General features: G+C 50.7%; 16 protein-coding genes. 3 read left to right on the forward strand and 13 right to left on the reverse strand.

The annotated features are described in order from the left end of the window. Positions 1-122 precede the first annotated feature (122 nt). From RW092_RS01305 to RW092_RS01325, 5 genes are all read right to left on the reverse strand, one after another. Positions 123-593, reverse strand: a complete 471-nt coding sequence (locus RW092_RS01305; protein ID WP_028538968.1) for a GNAT family N-acetyltransferase — start codon at positions 591-593, stop codon at positions 123-125. A 126-nt stretch (positions 594-719) separates the two neighbouring features. After that, complete coding sequence (hflX, locus tag RW092_RS01310; protein WP_410055496.1) at positions 720-2,003, reverse strand: GTPase HflX; 1,284 nt, start codon at positions 2,001-2,003, stop codon at positions 720-722. A gap of 308 nt (positions 2,004-2,311) precedes the next feature. Continuing rightward, on the reverse strand, positions 2,312-3,025 hold the full coding sequence (locus tag RW092_RS01315; protein WP_016310793.1) for an ABC transporter ATP-binding protein: 714 nt from the start codon (positions 3,023-3,025) through the stop codon (positions 2,312-2,314). Continuing rightward, entirely contained in the window at positions 3,016-4,287 is a 1,272-nt protein-coding gene (locus RW092_RS01320; RefSeq protein WP_316009308.1) for an ABC transporter permease, read from the reverse strand. Before RW092_RS01320 ends, RW092_RS01315 begins: the two co-directional genes overlap by 10 nt. Positions 4,288-4,293: 6 nt before the next feature. Next, entirely contained in the window at positions 4,294-5,382 is a 1,089-nt protein-coding gene (locus RW092_RS01325) for an ABC transporter permease (protein ID WP_016310791.1), read from the reverse strand. A 404-nt stretch (positions 5,383-5,786) separates the two neighbouring features. On the opposite strand from RW092_RS01325, the gene RW092_RS01330 reads away from it, so the two are divergent. Beyond that, positions 5,787-6,107, forward strand: a complete 321-nt coding sequence (locus tag RW092_RS01330) for a DUF2500 domain-containing protein (protein ID WP_051134912.1) — start codon at positions 5,787-5,789, stop codon at positions 6,105-6,107. A gap of 79 nt (positions 6,108-6,186) precedes the next feature. On the opposite strand, the gene RW092_RS01335 is transcribed toward RW092_RS01330, so the two are convergent. After that, a complete protein-coding gene (locus RW092_RS01335; protein ID WP_016310790.1) occupies positions 6,187-7,032 on the reverse strand; it encodes a helix-turn-helix domain-containing protein in 846 nt (281 codons plus the stop codon). A gap of 119 nt (positions 7,033-7,151) precedes the next feature. On the opposite strand from RW092_RS01335, the gene RW092_RS01340 reads away from it, so the two are divergent. Then, positions 7,152-9,500 carry a beta-galactosidase gene (locus RW092_RS01340; RefSeq protein WP_316009309.1) on the forward strand — a complete coding sequence of 783 codons (2,349 nt, stop codon included), beginning with the start codon at positions 7,152-7,154 and terminating at the stop codon, positions 9,498-9,500. 90 nt (positions 9,501-9,590) lie between these two features. Here the strand turns inward: RW092_RS01340 and RW092_RS01345 are convergent, their stop codons facing one another. Beyond that, positions 9,591-10,475, reverse strand: coding sequence for an SDR family oxidoreductase (locus tag RW092_RS01345; RefSeq protein ID WP_316009310.1), 885 nt, complete (start codon positions 10,473-10,475; stop codon positions 9,591-9,593). A gap of 136 nt (positions 10,476-10,611) precedes the next feature. On the opposite strand from RW092_RS01345, the gene RW092_RS01350 reads away from it, so the two are divergent. Then, positions 10,612-11,577 carry a helix-turn-helix transcriptional regulator gene (locus tag RW092_RS01350; RefSeq protein WP_316009311.1) on the forward strand — a complete coding sequence of 322 codons (966 nt, stop codon included), beginning with the start codon at positions 10,612-10,614 and terminating at the stop codon, positions 11,575-11,577. Here the strand turns inward: RW092_RS01350 and RW092_RS01355 are convergent. The 6 genes from RW092_RS01355 to RW092_RS01380 form a co-directional block, all read right to left on the reverse strand. Continuing rightward, positions 11,569-11,742 (reverse strand): hypothetical protein, encoded by a 174-nt coding sequence (locus RW092_RS01355; protein WP_316009312.1) that lies wholly within the window; start codon positions 11,740-11,742, stop codon positions 11,569-11,571. The genes RW092_RS01350 and RW092_RS01355 overlap by 9 nt on opposite strands. A gap of 586 nt (positions 11,743-12,328) precedes the next feature. Next, entirely contained in the window at positions 12,329-13,189 is an 861-nt protein-coding gene (locus RW092_RS01360) for an MBL fold metallo-hydrolase (protein ID WP_085169727.1), read from the reverse strand. A 23-nt stretch (positions 13,190-13,212) separates the two neighbouring features. Continuing rightward, a complete protein-coding gene (locus RW092_RS01365) occupies positions 13,213-14,967 on the reverse strand; it encodes a glycoside hydrolase family 2 protein (protein WP_085169728.1) in 1,755 nt (584 codons plus the stop codon). A gap of 223 nt (positions 14,968-15,190) precedes the next feature. Then, positions 15,191-16,138 (reverse strand): ArsR/SmtB family transcription factor, encoded by a 948-nt coding sequence (locus RW092_RS01370; protein ID WP_085169729.1) that lies wholly within the window; start codon positions 16,136-16,138, stop codon positions 15,191-15,193. Positions 16,139-16,229: 91 nt separating this feature from the next. Beyond that, positions 16,230-17,645 (reverse strand): family 43 glycosylhydrolase, encoded by a 1,416-nt coding sequence (locus RW092_RS01375; RefSeq protein WP_316009313.1) that lies wholly within the window; start codon positions 17,643-17,645, stop codon positions 16,230-16,232. Between the two features lie 10 nt (positions 17,646-17,655). Then, positions 17,656-18,220 (reverse strand): carbohydrate ABC transporter permease (locus RW092_RS01380; protein WP_316009314.1); only part of this gene is annotated, 565 nt, incomplete at its 5' end.

Below are 18,220 nucleotides of genomic sequence, written 5' to 3' on the forward strand. Positions count from 1 at the left end.
TTTCGCCATACGTAGGTATCCTAGCTACGCGGGGGCTTGGCCCTTCCCGCGACCGGACTTTCACCGGCTAGAAGATGCGTGCTTAGCTGGGCACGCCATTTCAAAAAAAAGGGATGCTGCCATTATCGCAGCATCCCTTTATATATCCCGGGCTCCGAGCCCTCAATCACGATCGCACCGGTTGCCTTGGCGTAGAAGTCCTTTGGACCCGCACCGCCGATCACCGCATATCCGTAACCGTCTATCCGCATCAGGTCGAGCGTATGCAGCAGCAGCTGTTTGCCGATCCCCCGGCCCCGCTCCTTCTCATCCACACCGGTAGGTCCGAAGAATCCTTTCATCGTGGCATCATAGCAGGCGAAGCCTAACAACTTACCGTTTTCAACAGCGATAATACAAGAAACTGGCGACCGGGATAAAGCGACTTCACATTCGCTGACCCAGTGCTCATTGAAATGCTCGCCTACCCATTTTGCAATAACATGCTTCTCCGGGCCGATGGCGCGGCGAATGGTGATTCCAGTCCGAGCTTCGTACTGCTCAGCCGTTTCGAAGGGGGGAAGATCGTATAATTTCACTAACATATCGGACATGCTTATCGCTCTCCTTTGTGAGAAAGACGTGTTTTGAGGGCTATTATACGTCTTCTCTTCCCATCCGACAACCAAGTTGCGAAAAAATTTTCCAATCCCTTCGCAGCAGTCCAATCCCGACTCCCGTTACTCCGCACCTTCAAGGACATACTCTTTATATCTTCCGTAATCGCTTTGCTTACACTCCAGAACGAGCTTGGTTCCCTCTTCTTCATAACTGGTCTCCAGCACGTTGGCCTGCTCATTGAAGTAAGAAACGAGGGAGCCTTTATCGTACGGAATCAACATGGTACATTTCACGTAGTCCTTGAAAATCCGCCGACGAACTTCATCCACCAGCTCGGTAATTCCGATGCGCGGCTTAGCCGCCAGGTAAATGATATCTCCCTGCACACTTGGGAATGCTTGATCTGTCCGATCGGCCTTGTTGTAGGCATAGATCATCGGGATGTCAGTGATGCCAATTTCCTTCAACGTTTGATGCGTGATTTCGATCATCCGCGCAAATTCGGGGTTGGAATAATCCACGACATGGATCAAAAGATCCGCTTCAGCAACCTCTTCCAACGTGGAGCGGAACGCCTTGACCAAGTGATGCGGCAGGCGGCTTACGAAACCAACCGTATCCGTCAACAGGAACGATTTATTATCCTCCAGCGGGATTTTGCGAACGGACGTCTCCAAGGTGGCAAACAGCATATCCTTCTCCAGCACCTGCTTCTCCAGCCCGGGGTTATACATCTCGAGCAGCGCGTTCATGATCGTCGATTTGCCGGCGTTGGTGTAACCAACGAGCGAAACGACAGGCTCATCGTTCTTCTTGCGCTGTTTGCGTTGAGTTTGGCGATGGGCGACCAGCGTCTCCAGTTCACGGCTCAGCGCGGTGATCTTCTCCTCAATTCGCCGGCGGTCGAGCTCCAGCTTCGTTTCCCCTGCACCGCGGTTCGTGGTGCCGACTCCGCCGCTTTGGCGGCCCAGCGATTCCCGCAGCCCGATCAGCCGCGGCAGCATATACTTCAGCCGGGCCACCTCAACTTGAAGCTGAGCTTCGCGAGTTTTTGCCCGTTCTGCAAAAATATCCAGAATCAGCAGCGTCCGGTCAATCACCTTGCACTCCAGATCGGACTCCAGATTTCGCAGCTGCGACGGGGACAACTCATCATTAAAAATCACGAGATTGCCGTCGTGCGCCTCCAAGAGCGCCCGTACCTCAGCGATTTTCCCTGTACCGATATAATGTGACGGCGTGACCTTAGGCAGGTTTTGCGTAAGCACGCCCACCACTTCAATGTCGCAGGCCTCCGCCAAATTCGCTAGTTCTTCCATTGAATAATCGAAATCCGACTGATGATTTAAATTCACGCCAACCAAGATGGCTTTTTGCTCTAGTTGTTGTTCCGTCATGCTCATACCCGAGTTCCTCCTTTGTAGAACAAAAATAAACACAGGCGCTACACCTGTGTTTACGCAAACGGCCCCTCAAACAGCCCAAAACCTACGAACAGGGGACACCAATCCCCGTTCGCGTTCCCGGCCAAATCAGGCATATTCTATTCTAAAGTTCCAATTGGTTCCCTTTATCATAGTACACCTATCCCGTTCGCCCTGCACAGGTGCAGAGCCTTTGGCAGTATTCAATTATACGCACAAAGTAGTGAAACGGAATTTATTGTACATTACGGGGAACCCTCCGTTCTTTTTATAGTGATTCCAGTTTATCACAATTCGTATGCGTTCACAATCGGTGAAGCAAGATTAGGCTGATCTGTATGAATGTTACCATCAACAATTTCAATGATGCGATGGCATTTTTGGGCAATCTCCATGTCATGAGTGACGATGATAACTGTTTTGCCTTCTCTGTTGATTTCCTGTAATAACTCCATAATCTCTTCCCCGGTTTTGCGATCTAAATTACCCGTAGGTTCATCGGCTAATATCAACGCAGGCTCTGCAGCCAAAGCTCTTGCGATGGCAACCCTTTGCTGCTGCCCTCCGGATATTTCATCGGGCTTTTTATGGAAATGCTCCGCTAACCCCACTTTTTGCAGATAATATCTGGCCTTCGCCACTCTCTCGTTATTTCTTATCTTACGGTAGGTGAGTGGTAACATCACATTATCCAACACCGTGAAATCCTTCAGCAAGGCAAAATACTGAAAAACAAAACCGATCATTTGATTTCTGGTGATGTGAACCTTATGCTTTCTGATCTGGTGTACAGATTGACCATTTAGATAATACTCTCCTTCGGAGGGGGAGTCCATTAACCCTAGAATATTTAGCAAGGTGCTCTTACCGGAACCTGATGGTCCCATGATGGCAACCAATTCGCCTTGATTAATCGTCAGGTTAATGCCTCTCAAAGCAAAAGTTTCATTCGATTTATGGCGGTAAACTTTACTTAATTCACGTAGTTTGATCACCTCCACAATTCCATCCCTCCAATCAATGATTTGATCTCTTGTTTTCGAATAAATGGATACACGATACAGCTCGAGCTTACAATGATGAAAAGTAAGATGATAATTATGAGCAAAAAAATTGGAGCATTGAAGCGAAAACTCAATACGCTGGCCATATCATATTCGCTAAATTGTTGCAGCAACCGCTGAAACTTCAGAACAAAATAAGACAAAGATAACCCCGTGCCCACAAGAGCGATGATGGAATTTTCAAGAATAATTTGCCCCCATATCCCTCTCACACTCTCACCTACGGCCAACTTGATGCCGAACTCTCGTTTTCGACTTAGAATAGAAATGATTGTCGCAAGTGCAATACTGATTACAGAGAATAAGAGAAAACTACCAGCTAATATGAGCTGAGGAATTTGGGCATGAACACTGGATCTTATATTTGCCCTAACATCTTCTTCTAGACTTTTAAGATGAATATCCACTTTACTCTCTGGTAACCGAAGGGTCTGACTCAACTGATATAGATCTGCATCCTTCCGCAACTTTAATACCGTCCCAAGGAATAGCCTCGTATACATGGAGTCATAATTGCTAGATTGATCATTAGGCATTGGGACTAACATGGCCTTATCTAAATTCAAGTAAGTATTGGTTGTATTGTTATTCACGATATACTTATCAGGCAAGAAACCATTAATTCTGTATTGCTCATTGATGAGATCTCCTAATTTATAATACTTTTTGAAATAAGACCCCACGAGTACATTCACTTGTTGTTGACCTGTTCTCTCGAAGTCTTGCGGCAACAAGCCTTGTCCTTCACGAAGTTTCAAGCCCAAAAGAGTATAGTAGTTCTTGTCAATTACAATGGATTCTATATAAGGTGCTTGGAGCCCACTATTGTCCCTGGTCAATCCTTCCAATAACTGAGGAGCTATTGAACGGTTTGTATCATTAAGCAGGACAATACTTTGATAGTAAGTACCGTACGCGAGAACATCCGGGTTCTGATCAAGATGGCGATACAGTTCCGCGATTTGATCCTTATTGTATTTCCATCTTTCAACCTCGGTCGTCCCAAAATTTTTACCAGGAACAACGAGATAAGTGCTCTCCAACTCTAACAGTGAGTGATGGAGTAGATAGTAGAAGTTATAAAAAATATTTCCTGAACTTGTGATCGTGGATAAACCATAGGTAAATTGAATCAACAAAAGCAAGGTCAGGAACCATCTATTTCGCAACGCTCTAACGGCAGCTTTTATTCTGATCATATTAGGTTACTCCTTTAAAGCCTTAGCAGGTTCAAGACGAAATAAGTGCAGGATGGGAACAAGCGACGTGATTAAGGCAATGGCAATAGTTGCTATGCAGGCAAGTCCAATTTGGTCCGGACGAGTGTTTATAAAATAACCTGTTGAAGCAAAAATGCCTGAACTGAAATGGCCTGCTAACCACAGAATGGTATTGGAAACAATGGTGGCAATCATCGCACACAGGATCAATTGAAGAATGATATTTATGACTAAACGGGTATGGCTGGCTCCTATCGCTTTTCGAATAGCCATCTCTTTTCTTTTCAAGTAAATCCATAAATAACTCACGATGATGCAGTTGACCAAAGCGATTGTTAGTAGTTGGTAAGGGTAACTTAAGATCTCCTTCACCATACCACTTGATTTTTTTGCTTGTTTAATTGCTTTGGTATCATCATTGGTGTTTATTTTTACATCCTTAGCTAGTTGGCTAATTTCGGAGGTAAATGAACTGATTTCGTTTTTTGGATTTTGATTGGACCTGACGATAAGTTGTAATGCGTTCTCACGTTTGATGTCCTCGATGATGGAAATAGGGAGACTGTCAAAATTCATAAATACTCTTAAATTATAGGCAGTGCTCAAGCCCCTTCCGGCGATTCCTTTGATGTTGTACGCTTTGCCTAATAAATTGATTTTCCCCACATGACTGGATATGATCTTTCCAACGATAACTCCGTTTGACTCATCTGGTGCGATCCCTGTCCCATCAAGTAATGGAGGAGACCATATTTTCAAGTTTAGTAGCCCTGTAATACTAATCCTTCCATGCTCTGGGTCTTTCACTGGAAACTCATTCGTAATTACACTTGAACTAACAAAAGCGTTGTCTGCTGCTTTCTGCAATTGATCTAGTTTTAGTGACTCTAAATTGGTTAGTTCTAAAGTATAGTAGTATCGAAAATGACCATTGATAGAGTCATAATAGATATCATCAAAATTGGATTGGGTGGATAGCGCGATTTGCATCGGCAATAGAGTAAAAAGAAATCCAACCATCAGCATCGCGAACAATTTTCGATTGATCCCAACTTCCTTGATGATTTGCCGCATTTCATCCTCCCAAAATAACCAGAATGTGAATAGAGCAGAATATGCTCTTTTCACATTCTGGGCTGGATTAAATAATCAGATCTATCTTACTGAAACCGAATACTTTTACTAATTGGGCTTCCACCATCGACTGTGATCCATTCATGGTAGGATACTCCACTGCTTACAGGACCCGTAGATGTAAAGTACAGATCAACTCTATCTGTTGCACGGGCATTATTTAAAACTCCTTTTAAATTATTGTGGCCACGCCCATATTCTACATTTAAATGTCATAACATTCCATATATTTACTGAAATATTACAATTTTTACAGTGATCTTACATTTTCTCTCTAACCTCTCTCAATTAATCGTGGTAACCGCTTTTTCGCATACTGAAACAATTTTTTCTTCATCGTGCTGATGATATCCAGTGGGGTCCGTTACGTTAAGAACGCCCGCTCTCCGCGGGAAACGAGATATGCGCGAATCATCTCGAAACGGATGGACGTGAGGCACCACTCCAGTCACATGGGCCAACATAACGCGATACACCGCTCTTCTTCTCGGACGTACTATTACATTACATTGGAGTTTGACAACGGCAGCCGTCAGGAATATTTGGATGTCAAAAATCTGTACGGCCTTGTCGCCGAAGGTGATGTCGGATATGCTGCAGTCCAGGGCGACTGGATTGTAGCGTTCGAACGCGATGTGTCGCAGCGACCCAGCGGTACATATTAATGGCCTGAAGGTCAAAAAAACAAGGGGTTCCAAATGTGATTTTGGGACACCTTGTTGCTTACCGGGCACTTTTTTCGGTTTACAAACCCGCTCGCTTGCGCTTGCGATATGCGGACGGGGTCTCCCCGTAAACCTGGCAGAACATTCGCGTAAAATGATCCGGACTGTCAAAGCCGACATCCCCGGCGATTTCGGCCACTTGCCGCGTCGTAAAAGTCAGCAGCTGAGCTGCCTTTTCCAAGCGGATTTTATTGACGGTGCCGATGATCGTGTCTCCTACCTGCTCTTTAAACAGGTGCGACAGCCGGGAAGGCGACATGCAGCAGCGCTTGGCCAGCTCCGGGATGCTTACCCGTTCGCGATACGACTCCCGCAGATACCCAACGACATCGGCGATTCTTGGATCCAAGGCGGCTTCGTCGCTGTCCTTGGCCACCTCCGTACGGAGCAACAACAGTGCTTCCTCTAACGCCAGCTCCGCCAAGCGATGATGGAGTTCGGAGTTCCCGCCCCAACTGCTGTACCGTTCCATTCGCCGAAGCGCTTCGGAAAATCCGTTTTGGCCGGGGCAGCTATCCACAAGTAAACGGACAAACCCTTCGGATTGCTGTGGGAGGCTCAACCACGGCCGAAAAGAGGGATCAGGTATAAAATGAACCCAAATAAACTCCCACTCAGCCCCCGCCGTACCATATTGGTGGGGCAAACCGGGCAGCAGGATCACAACGTCCCCAGGCCGGCAAGGCATCGCTTCACCGGCAACTTGCACTTGTCCTTCTCCGGTCAGCGTATACATCAACAGCCAACCTACAGGATCGGGAGGCCGGTGAATGGAATACCCTGCGGATTCCGTATAATGCCCTGCAATTAAAATGCCATAGGGACGCTCCTCATTGATAGCATAATCCGTCGGTTTTTTAGCCATATCCTCTCTTCCTTCATTCAGCAATAAACATCTAAAATGAATATAACCGATGTCTTTTCCAACATCCAGAACCAACACGATCCATCGGATCTCAAACCCTTCAGGAGGCTGTTCTCTCTATGACTAATCACACAGCTGCAATCCTAAGACTTGAAATCGGCCAAGTCAACAAAACGATCCGCCCCGGCAAACTTGCCCTGCATGCCGGAAGCAATCCGAAAGGAGAATCGTTTGGATTTACCAACTTCTATATGACTCGCAACGGCGAACCGGTGATTCCGGTCGTGGGCGAGTTTCATTTTTCCCGTTTCTCATACTTGCATTGGGAAGAAGAGTTGCTGAAAATGAAAGCCGGCGGCGTTCATGTGGTTGCAACTTACGTGTTCTGGAATTTTCACGAGGAAGAGGAGGGCGTCTTCGATTGGAGCGGCAACCGCAATCTGCGGCATTTCATTGATCTCTGCGCCAAGCTTGAGCTGCCGCTCATCTTGCGGATCGGCCCGTTTTGTCATGGTGAGGTCCGCAACGGCGGCATCCCCGATTGGGTGTTCCGCTATCCGCTGGAGGTTCGCTCTAATGATGAGCGATACTTGTCACTGGCCCGACGTTTGTATCGGGAGATCGCTCGGCAAATCCAAGGCACTTATTATCAAGAAGGCGGTCCGGTGATCGCTGTGCAACTGGAGAACGAGTATATGCATGCCGGCGCACCGTTGGATGCTTGGGGATACAGCTCCGGTCAATACGTGACCGCCGGTACGGAGGGCTCCGCCCACTTGGACGAATTGCGCCGGATTGCCGAGGAGGTAGGCATTCGTCCGCTGTTCTTCACTGCAACGGCTTGGGGCGGAGCCGCTGTGCCAGAGGATGGCACGTTACCCATGCTGGCGGGGTACGCTTATACGCCGTGGATTCCCAACCAACCGCCAAGCCGGGAGTTCCTGTTCCAGGATCTGCACGTTACGCCTGCTGAGCCGGTAAATTACGACAGCCAGGAGTATCCGGTAGCTTATTGCGAAATGGCCGGCGGCATGCAAGTCAGCTACAAGGCACGGCCTTACGTACCTGCGGAGAGCGTCGAGGCGATGACGTTGGTGAAGCTGGGCAGCGGCAGTAACCTCCTGGGCTATTACATGTACCACGGTGGTTCCAATCCTATCGGCCGCAAGACGTTCCTCAACGAATCCGGTTTACCAAAAATCACCTACGATTACCAATCGCCCTTAGGCGAGTTTGGACGGGTTGGTGATTCGTATGACCGTATCCGTGCGATCTCGTTGTTCTTGCAATCTTTTGGTCACCTTCTGGCTCCGATGGGGACCGTACTGCCCGCAGGTCAGGAGCTAATCGCACCGGAAGATACCCAGAGCATCCGTTGGTGCGTCCGGCAAAAAGACGGCTCCGGCTTTGTGTTCCTGAACAATTTCCAGGATCATGTCGATCTGCCGGATCGCCGGCTGCGAATCGAACTGGATACGCCGAAGGGGAAGGTATGCTTCCCTCAAACCGGAGAACTCTCCCTTCGGAGCGGGCTTGGCGCGATCCTGCCGTTCAACCTGGAGCTGGACGGATTGATGATAGTGAGCGCCACCGCCCAGCTCTTAGCCCGGTTAGAGGCAGGGGACGAAACGGTGTTGGTGTTTTTTGCCCATGACGGAATGGAACCTGAGATCGTGCTCCGAAAATTTTCGGTATCCGAAGTAGGAGGGGAGGAGTGCCATGGCGTCGTGGAAGAAGACGAAGCGAACTGGATTCTTCGCCCGGCGGCGGGCCGCCAGTATCAGATCCGTGTGAAGACGACCGAAGGCAAGACCGTTCGCCTTGTCACCTTAACCCGAGCTGAGGCATTGCAAACGTATCGGTTCGACGGTCTGTGGGGCCGCGATACGCTGGTTATTAGCACAAGCCACTTGGTGATGAGGGATGGACAGCTTATCTGTACTTCGCCGGGACAAAACGAAGTGACTTTATCCCTCTTTCCTGCACCTAGCCCATCAGCGGAATTGCGGAGCAGTGCGGGAGTACTGCAAGCTGCGGCAAAACCTGACGGTTGTGTGTTCCAAACGTATACCCTTGATTTTGCCGCTTATTCGCCCGAGATGACTCTCCACTCGCCATCAGATCGCTCTGTACTGGTGGATGTCCCCGCTGACTGGCCGGAATCTGTGCCGGATGTCTGGCTTCGTATCGAGTACGACGGGGATGTAGCCTCCGCTTATCTCCGTGACCGGATGCTGACGGATCATATCCACTTCGGTCAGCCTTGGGAAATCGGGTTAAAACAAGTGCGTCACGAGTTAGAAAATCACCCGCTGCATCTCTCCATTACACCGCTGCGCCGAGGCACGGTTCATAGTTACGTGAACCAGGCTTATGTCGAGCGATTTGAAGGAGTGGAGATCGCCAAATTACACGACATCCAAGCGATTCCCCATTATGCCGCACGTTTATGGACGCAAGGCAAATAAAACTGTAGAGCGCGAGTGCAGGAAAATTCTCTTGCCCTCGCGCTTTTTTTCAGAGGACGGATCCAGAACTCGCACACCTCGTTCCTACGCTCAGTTCACCGGCAATCCCCGTTTGCACGCAAAATTGCCCCAATGCGGCTTCCGCCCGTCGATATCGATGAACCCGTATTCGTCGGACAGGTCCCAGCTGGTCAGCGCCCGGCCGGCTTTTTCATGAACGTTCGGGTCTGCAGCTAGGGCAGCCACCGCCTGCCCCACAAAATACGGCGTTTCGGATTCCGCGTATAACGGTTCCTTCTTGACGGCATCTTGCCAATTCGCTTCCTGAACTCCAAAGTAATCCAGCATCTGCTCGGAACGCAAAAATCCAGGAGTCACCGCCACTGCCGTCACATTGTACGGCTTCAGTTCCTCGGCCATGGCTGCGGCCAAGTGGATCGGTGAGATTTTCGCCAAACTGTAGTACAGGTTCCCACGATAGTTATAGGTCGACCCGTCGGTAATTTCGATGACCAGACCTTCTTTCCGTTTGATCATCAGCGGTACCCCGTAGTAACTCGTAATGAGATGGGTGCGAACGGCTCTTTCCTGCATTAGCAGCCCGTCAGCCAGCGGTTGTTCCCAAAACGGAGTGTTCCAATGAGTGAGGCTCTCACCGCCCCAAATGTCGTTCACCAAAATGTCCAAGCGTCCGTTCTGTTCCTTGTCCACACGTTCAAACAAAGCCTTAACCTGCTCCGGCACCGTATGATCCGTGCGGACAGCAATCCCGACTCCGCCGCGAGAGGTTACCATTTCGGCTGTCTCGTCAATCGTCTCCGTCCGTCCGATGTCCGATGCTTCTCCCCGGATACTCCGTCCGGTGCAATACACCGTGGCTCCTGCGGCCCCCAGCATGACGGCGATGCCCCGGCCCGCTCCTCGCGTTGCCCCGGCAACGACGGCCACTTTTCCCGCTAAAGGTTTCTTCTCCATGGTTTCGTTCGCTTCCTTTCCAGTTCGAAATTCGCACGTGCCTTTGTAGCATAACAAAGGATATATGACATCTATTGTCTTATATCTATGGTATAATCATTCGACGAACCTAAAGAGCCGAAAGAGGGAGTTTTTTATGCGTGCGGACCGTTTGCTAAATCTGCTGCTCTTGCTGCAGAACCGGGGAAAAATGAGCTCGCGCCAGCTGGCAGAACTGCTGGAAGTGTCGGAGCGGACGATCGTCCGGGACATTGAGGCGTTGAGTGCGGCGGGCATCCCCGTGTACGCGGAGCGCGGCTCCCGCGGCGGCTGGGTGCTGGCGGACAGCTATCGGACGAATCTGACCGGCATGCGGCCGGAGGAAATCGTCTCGCTGTTGCTGGCGAACCATAACGAGCTTTTGAAGGATCTGGGGATTCAGGGGGACTTTCAAGCTGCTTACCAGAAGCTATTAGCGGCTGCCCCCGCCCCAATCCGGCAGGATGCCGAGTTGATCCGCGAGCGCCTCCATATCGACGGGGCTGGTTGGCACGCTTCGGAGGAGGCTTTCCCTTGGCTGTCCGCCGTACAGGAGGCGGTGTGGGCCCAGCGGAAGCTGCGCATCCGCTATCGCAAAGAAGAGGGGATCACCGAGCGGATCATTCACCCCTTGGGGCTGGTCGCTAAACGTAACGTATGGTATGTAGCGGCCGAGCAAGAGCCTGACGGTGAGCTTCGCACGTTCCGTATTTCTCGGTTGGAAGAAGCCTCGCTGTTGGATGAAACCTTCATGCGACCGGAGGGGTTTGATCTGGCAGCGTATTGGGAGCAAACAACCGCCCGCTTCAAATCCGAGTTGCCCCGTTATGTCGCTCGGGTACGGACGACCGAAGCCGGGTTGGATCGTCTGCGCAAGGAACGATTTATTAAGGTGCTTCAAGTTGAAAACTCGGACAACCAGGGCCAGATCCTGGCGGAGGTCGACCTCCAGACACTGGACTGGGCATGCGGCGTGATCCTGAGGATCGGCCGAGATGCAGAGGTGTTGGAGCCGCAAGAGCTGCGGGAACGCGTGATCTCCGAAGCCCAAGCGATCCTCGCTTTGTACGGACACTTAGACTAGGCCCCCAATGCTGAGTCCGAGCGCCCTTTCTCCGTAGAACAGATACACTTTGGAGATGATGATGAGGGGCATGGACAGTTGGCTCTCAGCCAGCTCCCACCTCTGTCCGGACATCTTTGCAGGATTATCCCCTTTGGTCAGCTGACGGGAAACAGGTCTACTCAAGTGAAGGAATTGCAGAGAAGATTGCGGATATTCGTGTGGACAAGACGGTTGGTATGTGATTCCGGATTATTCTTGGATCCAGCCTCGACTTCCTCCTGTTTTCGTGTTCGCCCATACGGGTACACCTCCCACATCCTACTTAACAAAAGGGATAATGGTGCAAAAGCGACGCACAGGCACACTCCCTGATCAAGAGGGATAATGTGTGAAAGGTGCCCCTAAAGAGCCCCCCTGAACAAAAGGGATAGTGATGTAAAAGCGCACCACAAGAGACTCTCTGATCAAACGGGATCATGGTGCAAAAGCGACACACAGACACACTCTCCCTGATCAAGAGGGATAATGTGTGAAAGGTGCCCCTAAAGACCCCCCCTGAACAAAAGGGATAGTGATGTAAAAGCGCACCACAAGAAACTCTCTGATCAAACGGGATAATGGTGCAAAAGCAACACACAGACACTCTCCCTGATCAAGAGGGATAATGTGTGAAAGGGGCCTCCACAAGAGGTGCCTCATCCTCCAACCGCCTGCTTATAAAAATAGCCGGCCAGAATCATTATCTTCTGGTCGGCTATTTTTTGCATGGTTAGCCCAGCAGGAAAGCGCGTGGGGAAACGTAGAGGAAGCGCTCGGCTCGGGCCATGACGTGGACTTTTTGCTCTGGGAAATGCTCATACAGGTAGTCCACAAAATGACCTGGCTTCTCTGCATTTACCGCAAACAGGTCATAATGCAGCGGGATTACGGTGTCCGCGCCGATTTCCTGGGCGAAATGTGCCGCTTCGCGATAATCCATGTTTCCCACGATTCCACGCTGCTGGCGGAAGTAGTCCCGCCCGTTGATCGGCAGCAGGGCGATGTCCGGTTTCAGCTCACCCACTTGCTTGATCAATTCCGGAAAAACCAACGTATCTCCGGCATGATAAAGCGTCACGCCGTTGAGCTCCAGAACGTACCCAACGTACCGGGGGCAGCCGTCGGCATCCCGTTCCAGCTGCTCATGGGCCGCCGCAATCGGCGTTACCCGCAGCTTGGAGAAGAGCTCCAGCGGCTGACGATCGTCGGCGGTCATGAGCACAGACTCCGAGATGCCCATCTCTAGCAATGCTGGCTTGCAGCATGCCGGCGCAACGATCGGCGCCTCGGGACTGCTGCGATGCAGCCATGGCAACGTCCGCGCATCCATATGGTCATCATGTTCATGCGTTATCAGGCATAGCTGTACGCCTTCAATCTCTTCCGGTGCAATCGGTGCAGGAAATGCGCGCCGCCAATCACCGTCGTCCAGATCGCCCGAGAGATAAGGGTCTACGTAAATCGTGATCCCGTCCCCTTTGACGATGACGCTTTCCTGGCCGAGATACCACACCGCCAAGGTTCCGTACGGAGGTTCCGTCCGGGCGATCTCACGAATCAATGCCGCGCCTGTTCGCTGATTTTGGGTCATTAGATAAGGGCACTCCTTGATTTTTAGGTTCCCGCCACAATTGAACGGATGGTTTCCAAAGGAAGCTTCGGCTTACGATCGTAGGTCAGCAAGCCGTTAATTTCCTGTTCCACGTCCGTGAACTGGGTATAGCAGAAGCCTTGGACCACCGGAGATTGCAGCATCGGTACGATTACATTCTTCAGGCGCAGCGCAAAATCCTCCTCATTCTCCGCACCGGAGTACCCCCAGCCTTCCCATTCATTCACCTTAAAGGAGATCCCGCCAAACTCTGTGACCAAAATTGGCTGTCCCTCGTAAGGGAATCCAGGTACCAGAATCACCCGATTCCCGGGAGCTGCAGTCAAAGCCGATTCGACGGTTGCATATCGCTCCTCCAACTTCTCCTTGCGCCATTCGTAGTCGTGAATCGTCACAAGGTCAGTGGTCACCAATTCCCATCCGTCATTGGAAACAACCGGACGCGTGGGATCCAGCGACTTGGTCAGGTGGTACAGCGATACCGCGTGGTGCTGTTGCTGCTTGTCGATCATGATGTTGGTCACGCCCCAGCTTTCGTTCAGCGGAACCCATGCCACGATGCAAGGATGGTTAATATCCCGCTCCACCGCCTGGATCCATTCTCGCGTCATCCGACTGACATACTGCTCAGTGAACTGGTAGGCGTTCGCCATCTCCCCCCACACCAGCAGCCCCAGTTTGTCAGCCCAATACAAGTAACGGGGATCTTCGATCTTCTGATGCTTCCGCACCCCGTTCAGCCCCATGGCCTTTACCAACTCCACGTCCCGCCGCAAGTCCTCATCGCTTGGCGCAGTCAGCAAGCCATCCGGGAAGTAACCTTGATCCAGCACCAGCTTCATATAATAGGAGCGATTATTTAAGTGCAATTTGCCGGATTCCACGGAAATTTTGCGCATCCCGAAATAGCTTTGGACCTTGTCCACAGGTGTACCGTCGATCAACAGCGTTAACTCCAGATCGTACAAGTTGGGGCGTTCCGGGGTCCACCAGCGTCCCAAGCCATGATCGTTAAAATCCTCCAAATGGATCACCCGGCGACCCGACTCATGACTTACGGAGAAGCAATCCTCGGTGACAAATTCGCCGTTAAACGTAATGACCGCCTTCATGCTGGCTTTAACGGAGGCGCTGTGTCCCGCCAAAAACACCTCAAGTCCGATATCATTCTTGTCGATGTCCGGCACCAACCGAATGCGATCAATTCGCGTCGTAGGTACCGGCTCAAGCCAGACGCTCTGCCAAATCCCAGTCGTGCGGGTATAGAAGATGCTCTCGGATTGATCCTTCCAATACTGCTTGCCCCGCGGCAGGGAAACATCGCGGCTGTAGTCCGTCGCCTTCACAACAACGGTATTCTCGCCTTCATCCAGTACATCCGTAATATCCGCCGTAAATGGAGTATGTCCGCCTTCATGCATCGCTACCAGATGCCCGTTCACCCATACTTTGGCCTCATAATCCACAGCACCAAAATGCAAGAGCAGTCTGCCTGACTTGTAGTCTTGAGGTACGGTAAACGTTCTCCGGTACCATACCTGGTCGTGTACAGTCGGGTCACCTATACCGCTCAGTTTGCTCTGATAGCAGAATGGCACGTTGATTTTCCGACTGAAATCATGTGTCTCGTACCATCTGTCTCTTTCACCAATTCCTTGGTCGTCAAATTCAAACTCCCACTCACCGTTTAAACTCATCCAAGCGTCGCGGACAAATTGGGGACGGGGGTACTCGTTACGTAAAGGTTGACTTGTCATTTTTCCGCTCCTTCGGGTCTTTATTTATTGTTTTTGTTTTAATACATAATTTTTGTATCTTTTAAGCTAAATATAGCCCCGAACTTCTGTTTTGTCAACGTTTTCAGTCGATTTTTCTAATTACATTAAGTGTTTTTATTTTACGAACTTTTTGGAATTAAGTGCCTATGATACAAAAAAACCACCGACTCCCCAAGGAGTCGATGGTCAAATTAGAGCTTATTCAAATGGAACCAGTGTCTTCATCCATGGTGTAGGCGATCTGAAGAACTAGGTCCTGATCATAATCGCCAAACTGCTTGCCGAACAGATTGACACCGCCCTTATGGATCGCATCCGGCTTAACGCCGATCCGTACACGCAGACTTGGTCGTTGATCAAGGTTCAGATCGTCGATCGTAACGTCGGAGACCTTCTGCATATCGAGCGTTGTGCGTTCGCGGTCAACTCGCCATGTTTTCAGCAAGCCGTATTGGGTCATCCAATCTTCCCACCAGGGAGGATTGAATGTGCCGCGCCGATCCCCGAAATCCCCGGGACTCGTCCACATGCCGATCTCAACGCCATTAATCCATACCGAAATATCCGAAGGCCAGTCATTGTCGTAGTTGGGGGCTTCCGAGCACATTTCCATGGACAATTCCAGCGATTGAATGCGCGCATTTTGCGGAACTTCCAGCGGGAACTGGTACTCCACATACCCTTTACGAAACCACAAAATCTGCGCTCCCACATGCTTGGGGTGATAGAAGCTGGCCGGCTCATCCTCCCGAACCAACATGCCTTCACTGGATGCCATACCGCACGTCGGATGAACCTCGCAGTCGCTGTAATGCCCGATCGGCATTTCAACCTCGTAGAACTTCATCCCGTCCTTGGACGTCCGGATGCTTGAGTTCAGCGAGATGAGAATATCGTCATAATTGCGGCTGCACACCTTCATCGCACCGCGGACGGCCGGAAGCAATTCCGTATTAATCAGCTTGGCCGCTTCCAGGATCTTAACGTTGTTTGCCACCGTAGACACCGGAAGTTCCAGCGTCTCGGCAAGCTCAATGATATTCATGCTCCGCGTGTTGAGCAGACGAAGAATGTCTACGCGAGACCGTGTAGAGAGCGCGTGCGCCACTTGAACCAACTTATCCGGTTCGTGTATCCCGACTTCCAGCATAGGAACCTCCGTATCCGTATTCCCAAATAATGATCTTACTTTCTTGACTTTACTACACAAAGCTGGAATAAATCAAGATTCATAAAAGTTATCACGATTCCGGAATCTTCAACGGCAACAGGTCAAAACAATCCAATTCAAACTCCCCGCGATTCTTCGTGAATCGCAGCTTGTTCACCCCATCCTTCAACTGAATTTTGGCGGTGGACACCCCCCAGTTGTTCCACCCCTTCGGGTGAACCACTGCGGTAACGGAAGTCCCTATATCAACGCTCAAGTCAAAATAGGCCATTTCTCCGGCAGCACTCCCGTTTGCAGTTCGCGCCAGCAAGAGGTACTCTCCTGCCGAAGCTTGGATGGAATACTCCGCGTAGCTGTCTTTCTGCTCAAACCGCCCAACGCTTTTTCCGCCGGAGCCCTCAGGATTCTCCAGCACAGTCACACCGCCCCCAAGCTGCCCCTTCTCCGCTTCATAGCGGACGCGGCTCACCTCTCCGGATGGCAAAGACAACGGGAGGTTCGGATCCGCCGGAACCCCTAAATTCGGGGTGTTGTCCGCGTTCCAAGTAAAAGGCTGCATCCGCACCTCCCGGTTCCAGCCGGCATCCTTGTATTTCGCCACGTGATATACAATCCAATCCTCCGTCCCGTCAGGTGACGTGGTGAAGGAATGATGTCCCGGGCCGTACAGTCCGTTGCCGGACACGAAAATCGGCTCCTCTCTTTTATGCCAGGAAGCCGGATCAAGCAAATCACGGGTTACATCGGCCGTAATTAATCCCAGACAGTAGTCATTCGTCCAGCTCCCGCTCGCCGAGTAGACCAGATTAATGATGCCGTTTCGAATCGCCACCTGCGGACCTTCATTCACTTGCGGCGAATGATTCGTTTCCCAAGCATACGTCGGCCGGGAAATCTCCACCCGCTCTGAGTCAATTGTCCAAGGGTTGCTCATATGGGCGATGTAGAGATTTTGACGGATATTCTCCTTCCCTTCCCAACCAGACCAAATAAAATACAGCTCCCCGTTCACCTGCAGAACGGTCCCATCGATCGCCCAACGGTTGGTAGTGTCGGTGATTTGCCCTTTTTGCTTCCAGACGCCTTGCAGGGGATCAGCCGAAGTATTCTCCATTACGTACATCCGATGGTTCACGTTATCCCCGTCATCCATGGCGTAGTAGATATACCAAGCCCCATGAATATAATGGAGCTCGGGAGCCCATATGTTGTGGCCGCCCGTTGGAATCACTCGCCGGGGAGCACCATCCATCCCCGTTATGCTGGCGGATTTCCATACTGTCACGTCACTGCCGGTGGTTTTCGTGAAGTAATAATACCCGTCGGTATGTTTATACATCCAAGGATCTGCCCCGTCCTGCATCAGTAAATTATAAAAATCATCCCGCTCGTCACCCTTAGCATCAGATCCGGCACAACCGACCTGCGCCAATAGAAACAGACAAATGGCAGGCAACAGCGCTTTTCCGAATTTTCCTGTTTCCATCTCTCTTCGCTCACCCTTTAATTGATCCGACGTAGACACCTTTAACAAAATACTTCTGCAAGAACGGATACACGCACAAAATCGGCACCGTGGATACGACGATCGCGCAATATTTCACCAATTCCCGGAAGGCGGTCGAGCTCTGGGCACTGTCGATGACGACGCCGCCTGCACTGCCAATGGTGGTAGCCGTGGAATCGTTGGCGACCAAGATCTCCTTCATTAATAGCTGCAGCGGGAACAGCTCCCGATCCTTCAACAAGACCATCGCGTTAAACCAGGAGTTCCAGTTCCCCACCAAATAGTACAGAAAAATAACGGCTAACGTCGCCTTGGACAACGGGAGGATCACCCGAATCAAGATGGCCGCCTGACTCGCCCCATCGATCGTTGCAGCCTCTTCCAGCTCCGCCGGCAGCGACTGGAAGCTCGTTCTTAAAATAATGATATTCCACGTGTTGAGCGCCGTCGGTAAAATCATCGCCCACAGGTTGTTATATAAATGGATATCTTTCATTAACCTGAATCCGTGATATTTGCTAAATCGTTCTAATGTGACGGATTCAAAATCAGAT

Source organism: Paenibacillus sp. 3LSP, assembly GCF_032465655.1.
In the GTDB taxonomy this organism is placed as follows: domain Bacteria; phylum Bacillota; class Bacilli; order Paenibacillales; family Paenibacillaceae; genus Fontibacillus; species Fontibacillus barengoltzii.

Excerpts from the sequence above, each read along its gene's own strand:
- RW092_RS01305 (WP_028538968.1), bottom strand. The coding sequence starts at position 593 with ATGTCCGATATGTTAGTGAAATTATACGATCTTCCCCCCTTCGAAACG.
- hflX (WP_410055496.1), bottom strand. The coding sequence starts at position 2,003 with ATGAGCATGACGGAACAACAACTAGAGCAAAAAGCCATCTTGGTTGGC.
- RW092_RS01320 (WP_316009308.1), bottom strand. The coding sequence starts at position 4,287 with ATGATCAGAATAAAAGCTGCCGTTAGAGCGTTGCGAAATAGATGGTTC.
- RW092_RS01325 (WP_016310791.1), bottom strand. The coding sequence starts at position 5,382 with ATGCGGCAAATCATCAAGGAAGTTGGGATCAATCGAAAATTGTTCGCG.
- RW092_RS01330 (WP_051134912.1), top strand. The coding sequence starts at position 5,787 with ATGATATCCAGTGGGGTCCGTTACGTTAAGAACGCCCGCTCTCCGCGG.
- RW092_RS01335 (WP_016310790.1), bottom strand. The coding sequence starts at position 7,032 with ATGGCTAAAAAACCGACGGATTATGCTATCAATGAGGAGCGTCCCTAT.
- RW092_RS01340 (WP_316009309.1), top strand. The coding sequence starts at position 7,152 with ATGACTAATCACACAGCTGCAATCCTAAGACTTGAAATCGGCCAAGTC.
- RW092_RS01345 (WP_316009310.1), bottom strand. The coding sequence starts at position 10,475 with ATGGAGAAGAAACCTTTAGCGGGAAAAGTGGCCGTCGTTGCCGGGGCA.
- RW092_RS01350 (WP_316009311.1), top strand. The coding sequence starts at position 10,612 with ATGCGTGCGGACCGTTTGCTAAATCTGCTGCTCTTGCTGCAGAACCGG.
- RW092_RS01360 (WP_085169727.1), bottom strand. The coding sequence starts at position 13,189 with ATGACCCAAAATCAGCGAACAGGCGCGGCATTGATTCGTGAGATCGCC.
- RW092_RS01365 (WP_085169728.1), bottom strand. The coding sequence starts at position 14,967 with ATGACAAGTCAACCTTTACGTAACGAGTACCCCCGTCCCCAATTTGTC.
- RW092_RS01370 (WP_085169729.1), bottom strand. The coding sequence starts at position 16,138 with ATGCTGGAAGTCGGGATACACGAACCGGATAAGTTGGTTCAAGTGGCG.
- RW092_RS01375 (WP_316009313.1), bottom strand. The coding sequence starts at position 17,645 with ATGGAAACAGGAAAATTCGGAAAAGCGCTGTTGCCTGCCATTTGTCTG.